Genomic DNA, 5,346 nt, shown 5'->3' on the forward strand with positions numbered 1-5,346 from the left:
CACCGAGCGCAACGGCATCTACATCATCGACCTGCAGCAGACGCTGTCCTACGTGGACCGCGCCTACGACTTCGTGAAGCAGACGGTCGCCCACGGCGGGACCATCCTCTTCGTCGGCACGAAGAAGCAGGCCCAGGAAGCGATCGACGACGAGGCGACCCGAGTCGGGATGCCCTTCGTCAACCAGCGCTGGCTGGGCGGGATGCTCACGAACTTCCAGACCGTGCACAAGCGGCTGCAGCGCCTCAAGGAGCTCGAGGCGATGGAGCAGGCCGGGGGCTTCGAGGGTCGCACCAAGAAGGAGATCCTCATGCTCACCCGTGAGCACGAGAAGCTCGAGAAGACCCTCGGCGGTATCCGCGACATGGCCCGCGTCCCGAGCGCGGTGTGGATCGTGGACACCAAGAAGGAGCACATCGCCGTCGGCGAGGCGCGGAAGCTGAACATCCCGGTCGTCGCGATCCTCGACACCAACTGCGACCCGGACGAGGTCGACTACCCGATCCCGGGCAACGACGACGCGATCCGTTCCGCGGCGCTGCTGACGAAGGTCGTCGCGCAGGCCTGCGCCGACGGGCTGCAGGACCGCGGCCGCCGCCAGAGCGGCACCGAGGAGGAGCCGGGCACGGACGCGCAGGCCGAGCGCGACTTCGCGCCGGTCGGCGGCGACGGCGCCTCCGCTCCGGAGAGCCTGCCGTCGAACTCGGTCGTCGACGCCGGTGGCGACGCCCCGGTGGCGAGCCCGGCCGCCGAGGCCGAGGCCGCCGCGGCGAGCGACGAGGTCCAGCCGACGGGCGAGGAGGCCCGCCCGGAGCGGACCCGCGGCACGGTCGACGCCGAGGGCGAGACCGACGACAACGCGATCGCGGTGGCGCCCGACGCGGGCACTCCGCCGAACGGCCAGGCCAGCCGCTGACGCCGAGGCGGCGGTCGTCGGACAGGCGACCGCCGCCCGGTGCGGCTCCGGCCCACCCACCCCACACCGAAGACCCACGAGGGAACGGACCACGATGGCGAACTACACCGCCGCCGACGTGAAGAAGCTCCGCGAAGCCACCGGCTCCGGGATGATGGACTGCAAGAAGGCGCTCGAGGAGAACGAGGGCGACTTCGACAAGGCCATCGAGGCGCTGCGCATCAAGGGCGCCAAGGACGTCGGCAAGCGCGCCGGACGCACCACTGCCAACGGCGTCGTCGCCGCCCGCGACGGCTCCATGATCGAGCTCAACTCCGAGACCGACTTCGTCGCGAAGAACCCCGACTTCGTGCAGCTCGCCGAGGACATCCTCGGTGTCGCGATCTCGGAGAAGGCCGCCGATCTCGAGGCCCTCAAGGCCGCGAAGCTCGGTGACGGCACCGTCGAGGACGCCGTGCAGGCGCTCTCCGCGCGCATCGGCGAGAAGCTCGAGCTGCGCCGCGTCGTGACGCTCGACGGCCCGACCGCGACCTACCTGCACCGTCGGTCCTCCGACCTGCCGCCGGCGATCGGCGTCGTCGTGTCCTACACGGGCAACGACGAGGACGCCGCCCGCGGCGCCGCCATGCAGGTCGCGGCCGCCCGCCCGCTCTACACCACGCGCGAGGAGGTGCCGGCGGACGTCCTCGAGGGCGAGCGCCGCGTCGCCGAGGCCACCGCGCGCGAGGAGGGCAAGCCGGAGAAGATCATCGACCGGATCGTCGAGGGTCGGCTCAACGGCTACTACAAGGACACCGTCCTGCTCGAGCAGGACTCGGTGTCGGTCGACAAGAAGTCGGTCGGCGCGGTGCTGAAGGACGCGGGCGTCGAGCTGCGCACCTTCGCGCGCTTCGAGGTCGGCCAGCCCTGAGCCGTTCCGTCGCCCGGGTCCGCGGTGGGACCACCGCGGCCCGGGCGGCGGCCATCGGGAGCAGCCCACGGGACGAGGGGAGCCGTCACCATGGCCGGAACGGGGATCGCCGACGCGTCGGCGGTGCCGACCGAGGGCTGGGGACAGGGTCCACGACGCCGGGTGCTGCTCAAGCTCGGTGGTGAGATGTTCGGCGGGGGCGGCGTCGGGGTCGACCCGACGGTCGTGCGCACCGTCGCCCGCCAGATCGCCGAGGTCGTGCGGTCCGGGGTCCAGATCGCCGTCGTCATCGGCGGCGGGAACTTCTTCCGCGGCGAGGAGCTCTCCCAGGCCGGGATGCAGCGCCAGCGCAGCGACTACATGGGCATGCTCGGCACGGTCATGAACTGCCTGGCCCTGCAGGACTTCCTCGAGCGCGAGCACCTCATCGACACGCGCGTGCAGACCGCCATCACGATGGGCCAGGTCGCCGAGGCGTACATCCCCCGCCGTGCCATCCGGCACCTCGAGAAGGGCCGCGTCGTCATCTTCGGCGCCGGCGTCGGGATGCCCTACTTCTCCACCGACACCACCGCCGCCCAGCGTGCGCTGGAGATCGAGTGCGAGATGGTGCTGCTGGCCAAGGGCGTCGACGGCGTGTTCACCGCCGACCCCAAGATCGACCCGATGGCCACCATGTACACCGAGATCACGCACCGCGAGGTCCTGGAGAAGGGCCTCAAGGTCGCCGACGCCACCGCGTTCAGCCTCTGCATGGACAACCAGATGCCGATCATGGTGTTCAACCTGCTGGTCGAGGGGAACATCGCGCGGGCGGTGCGGGGTGAGAGGATCGGCACGCTGGTCCACACACCGCTGCAGCACTGACCGGCCTCGACGACGGGAGAGGAGCCCCCAGTGATCGACGAGACCCTCCTCGACGCCGAGGAGAAGATGGAGAAGGCCGTCAGCGTCGCCCGTGAGGACCTCTCCGGCGTGCGCACCGGGCGTGCGAGCCCGGCCATGTTCAACCGCATCAACGTCGAGTACTACGGCGCGTACACGCCGCTGCCCCAGCTCGCGTCGGTGGCGGTGCCCGAGGCCCGCATGGCGGTGATCAAGCCCTACGACGTGAGCTCGCTGGGCGTCATGGAGCGCGCGATCCGCGACTCCGACCTCGGCGTCAACCCGTCGAACGATGGCACCATCATCCGCGTCGTGTTCCCGGAGCTCTCCGAGGAGCGGCGCCGCGAGATGGTCAAGGTGGCCCGCAGCAAGGGCGAGGACGCCCGCGTGTCGATCCGCAGCGTCCGGCGCACGGCGATGACCGAGCTCCAGCGCATCGCGAAGGACGGCGAGGCCGGCGAGGACGAGGTCGGCCGCGCCGAGAAGGAGCTCGAGGGCACCACCGCCACGTACGTGGGCAAGATCGACGACATGGTCAAGGCCAAGGAGACGGAGCTGCTCGAGGTCTGAGCGGTGCCCGACCCGGAGCCGAGCGCGCCGGGTCCTCGATCGGGGAGGTCCGCGGTGGCGGAGGACGTGGCGGGGCCCGCCCCGTCGGACGCGGCCCCGCCGTCGGGCGGGACGGCATCGTCGGACGGGTCAGCATCGTCGGACGGGTCGGGGTCGTCGGGCTCGTCCGGGGCCGGCTCGCGCGCGGGACGGAACCTGCCCCTCGCGATCGGTGTCGCCCTGCTCATGGGTGCAGTGATCATCGTGTCGCTGTTGACCGTGCGGCAGATCTGGGTCGGCATCGTCGCCGTGTCCGCCGTCATCGGGACCTGGGAGGTCTTCGGGGCCCTGAACCGGGCGGCCGGCATCCGGCTGTCCCGGGTGCCGGTGCTGATCGGCGGTCAGGCGATGATCTGGCTGTCGTGGCCGTTCGGCACCGAGGGCATCCTGGGATCGCTGCTGGTGACCGTGCTCGGCTGCTTCGTGTGGCGGATGCGTCTCGGCGCGGCCGGGTTCGTGCGGGACGTCGGCGCGTCGATGCTCGTGCTCTGCTGGATCCCACTGTGCATGGCCTTCGGGGCGATGCTCGTGGTGCCCCACGACGGGACCGGGCGCGTCCTGACCTTCCTGATCATCGTGGTCTGTTCCGACACCGGGGGCTACGCGGCCGGTGTGCTGTTCGGCAAGCACCCGATGGCCCCGAAGGTCAGCCCCAAGAAGTCGTGGGAGGGCCTGGCCGGGTCGATGCTGCTCGGCGCGACCGGCGCGGCGCTCTCGATCATGTGGCTGCTTCACGCGCCGTGGTGGTACGGGCTGATCATCGGCCCGGTGCTGGTGTGCACCGCCGTCATCGGTGACCTCGTCGAATCGCTGATCAAGCGCGACCTCGGCATCAAGGACATGGGCCACACGATCCCCGGGCACGGTGGCCTCATGGAGCGGCTGGACTCCCTCGTGACGTCCGCACCGGTCGCCTGGCTGCTGCTGTTCCTGCTCGTCCCCACCGTCACCTGACCCCCGGTGACGTTCCCGGGAGTGGCCGAGAGCCCGAACATCTGGCGCTGGCCCGACGTCTACGAGGCCGAGAACGCCGCCCAGGACGCCACCGGTGCCCTCTGGGAGGCCCTCGAGCAGACGGTGGACCTCGACGGGGCGGACGTGGTCGACGTCGGCTGCGGCGACGGCTACCACCTGCCGCGCTTCGCGACGAGGGCCCGGCACGTCGTCGGGGTGGAGCCGCACCCCCCGCTCGTGACCCGGGCCCGCACCCGGTGCCGCGAACTGACATCGGTGTCCGTGCTCGGCGGCAGCGCCGCGTCCCTGCCGCTGCCGGAGGATTCCGCCGACGTGGTCCACGCCCGGACCGCCTACTTCTTCGGTCCCGGCTGCGAGCCCGGGCTGGCCGAGGCCGAGCGGGTCCTGCGCCCCGGCGGCACCTTGGTGATCGTCGACCTCGACGCGACCCGGCACTCGTACGGGTCCTGGATGCGCGCCTCGGCTCCGGGCTACGACCCGCGTGTCGCGGAGCGCTTCTTCACGGAGCGCGGATTCTCGACGCGCCGGGTCGACACGATGTGGCGCTTCCCGGACCGCGCGACCCTCTCGGCCGTGCTGCACATCGAGTTCACCCCGTCCGTGGCCGACCGGGCCGTGGACGGCACGCCGGGCCTGGCCCTGCCGGTCGCGTACCGGATCCACGTGCGCCGTCGGCCCTCCGGGCTGGTGCTGTCCGGCTGCTCAGCCGGTGCTCGCGGGCGTCAGAAGTCGGGGTCGTGGTCGTAGCGGCTGGGTGGTTGGTGGTGGTGTTGGCGGGTGTGTCGGGTGAGGCGGGCGATGGTGTCGCGGGTTTTGGTGGTGATGCGGCCGTAGCGGGTGCGGCGGGGGGCCCAGTCCTCGCGGACTATCAGCGGGGCGGGGTCGGGGGCGATCGCGTAGCCGGGAGTCACTGATACTGGGCGGGGGTGTGTGACGCGGCTTTCGGTGTGGTGGACGGTGCCGGTGGGGTCGGTGATCACGAACCGGCCGGGGGCGGGTTGGGTGTAGCGCCAGCCGCCGCGGTGTTTGGCGCGGTGGTCGTGGCGGCAGA

6 protein-coding genes and 1 pseudogene are annotated in these 5,346 nt (G+C 71.5%); 6 read left to right on the forward strand and 1 reads right to left on the reverse strand.

What is annotated here, in order from left to right; all coding sequences use genetic code 11:
• The 6 genes from rpsB to VGH76_RS12920 form a co-directional block, all read left to right on the forward strand.
• On the forward strand, positions 1-916 hold a 916-nt coding region (gene rpsB / locus VGH76_RS12895), incomplete at its 5' end, for a 30S ribosomal protein S2 (RefSeq protein WP_331557083.1).
• Positions 917-1,010: 94 nt separating this feature from the next.
• A complete protein-coding gene (tsf, locus tag VGH76_RS12900; RefSeq protein WP_331557084.1) occupies positions 1,011-1,826 on the forward strand; it encodes a translation elongation factor Ts in 816 nt (271 codons plus the stop codon).
• Between the two features lie 90 nt (positions 1,827-1,916).
• Positions 1,917-2,693 carry a UMP kinase gene (gene pyrH / locus VGH76_RS12905; RefSeq protein WP_331557085.1) on the forward strand — a complete coding sequence of 259 codons (777 nt, stop codon included), beginning with the start codon at positions 1,917-1,919 and terminating at the stop codon, positions 2,691-2,693.
• 30 nt (positions 2,694-2,723) lie between these two features.
• Entirely contained in the window at positions 2,724-3,281 is a 558-nt protein-coding gene (gene frr / locus VGH76_RS12910; RefSeq protein ID WP_331557086.1) for a ribosome recycling factor, read from the forward strand.
• Between the two features lie 54 nt (positions 3,282-3,335).
• Complete coding sequence (locus tag VGH76_RS12915) at positions 3,336-4,274, forward strand: phosphatidate cytidylyltransferase (protein WP_331557087.1); 939 nt, start codon at positions 3,336-3,338, stop codon at positions 4,272-4,274.
• Positions 4,275-4,280: 6 nt separating this feature from the next.
• The gene (locus VGH76_RS12920; RefSeq protein ID WP_331557088.1) at positions 4,281-5,042 is read left to right on the forward strand and encodes a class I SAM-dependent methyltransferase; all 762 of its coding nucleotides are present in this window, start codon (positions 4,281-4,283) and stop codon (positions 5,040-5,042) included.
• On the opposite strand, the pseudogene VGH76_RS12925 reads toward VGH76_RS12920, so the two are convergent.
• Positions 5,018-5,346 (reverse strand): annotated as a pseudogene (locus VGH76_RS12925) (hypothetical protein); the annotation flags it as partial. The gene VGH76_RS12920 and the pseudogene VGH76_RS12925 sit on opposite strands and share 25 nt — an antisense overlap.

Origin of the sequence: Actinomycetospora sp. (assembly GCF_036497585.1) — a bacterium.
In the GTDB taxonomy this organism is placed as follows: Bacteria; Actinomycetota; Actinomycetes; order Mycobacteriales; family Pseudonocardiaceae; genus Actinomycetospora.

Bases quoted from the DNA above. Each gene is read 5' to 3' on its own strand.
- pyrH (WP_331557085.1), top strand. From the start codon at position 1,917: ATGGCCGGAACGGGGATCGCCGACGCGTCGGCGGTGCCGACCGAGGGC.
- tsf (WP_331557084.1), top strand. From the start codon at position 1,011: ATGGCGAACTACACCGCCGCCGACGTGAAGAAGCTCCGCGAAGCCACC.